At 52.9% G+C, this 1,449-nt stretch carries 1 protein-coding gene; it reads left to right on the forward strand.

Annotated features, from left to right (window positions below; genetic code table 11):
* Window positions 1-1,449, forward strand: a 1,449-nt coding sequence (locus L1286_RS24010) for a condensation domain-containing protein (RefSeq protein WP_235409546.1), incomplete at both ends; no start/stop codon positions are given.

The raw sequence follows: 1,449 nt of genomic DNA on the forward strand, positions 1-1,449 counted from the left end.
TATTGCCCAATTACTCAACTTGGATGCTGAGCAGATTAGCATCGGCGATAACTTCTTCGCCTTGGGCGGGCATTCGTTATTGGCAGTGAAATTGGTGGCGCAAGTCCGTCGTGCGCTTGGCAAAGAGTTGTCGGTTCAGGCGGTATTCGAAAGCAACGACCTAAAGGGGTTGGCGCAGCAGATAACACAATGCAGCAGCCACACAGGCCAAGACATCGCGCCCATTGCACGAGCGCAAACCCGTTATGCCTTGTCGCATGCACAGCAGCGACTGTGGTTTATAGATCGCTTGCAAGGCGGCAGCCCAGAATACAATATGGCCGCAGCCTTTGAGGTCGAGGGTCATTTTAATGTGGCCATTGCGGAGCAAGCATTGTTGGCTATCATCATGCGTCATGAGGTGTTGCGCTCTGTGATGTGTGAAGTGGAAGGGGTACCCGCACAGCAGATCCTTGACGCGGTCGACTTCACTCTGCACGTGCATGATCTGACGTCTTTGCCAGCCTCAGAGCAGGCGTTGGCGGTAACGGCGTTGGTTGAGCGTGACAAACAGCTGGCGTTTGATTTATCTCAGGATGTGATGTTGCGTGCCGCATTCATTGACCTTGCGCCGGCACGTGGGGTGCTGGTGTTGAACTTACACCACATTGCTGGAGATGGGTGGTCTATCCCACTTTTGGTGAAGGAATTTGAGCAGGGATATCGTGCTTTACTGGCGGGTGAGGATACGCCGTTAGCCCCATTGCCTATTCAGTATATTGACTATGCGCATTGGCAGCGCGAGCCAGCACAACGTGACGTGTTTGCGATGCAATTGGCGTATTGGCAAGGGCAGTTAGCCGATGTGCCGACCGTACATGAGTTGCCGCTGGATGGCGCGCGCTCAGCACAAACAAACCGAGATGCAGCGCTGTGGCAAAGCCAAATATCAACGCAGGACTATCAGCAGATCACCCAACAAGCCAGCCGTCAGGGCATGAGTGTGTTTATGTTATTGCACAGTGCTTTGGCATTGGTGTTATCACGACACAGTCATAGCTCGGACAGTGTGATGGGGACGCCCGTGGCCAACCGCCAACAGGCACAACTGTCGGAGTTGCTAGGGTTCTTTGTCAATACCGTGGTACTGCGGGTAGACACCGCTCAGGCCAGTTTGGCAGATTATTGGGCGCATGTGAAAGCAACCCATTTGGCTGCGCAAGCACATCAAGATGTGCCTTTTGAGCAGGTGGTTGAACAGTGCTGTGAACACCGCTCTCAATTACACAGCCCCTTGTTCCAAATCAGTTTTGATGTGCAATTTGACAGTGAGTTGGCCATCTCATTACCCGATGTGAGCGTCACCCGTATGGCGCAATCGGCAGAGGCATTGAAGTTTGAATTGGAGATCACCGTGCAAGTAAGCGAGCAGGGTGTGACTGTAAACTGGTTGTATGACCGCCAGCTATT

Source organism: Pseudoalteromonas sp. SMS1, assembly GCF_021530565.1.
GTDB lineage: Bacteria > Pseudomonadota > Gammaproteobacteria > Enterobacterales > Alteromonadaceae > Pseudoalteromonas.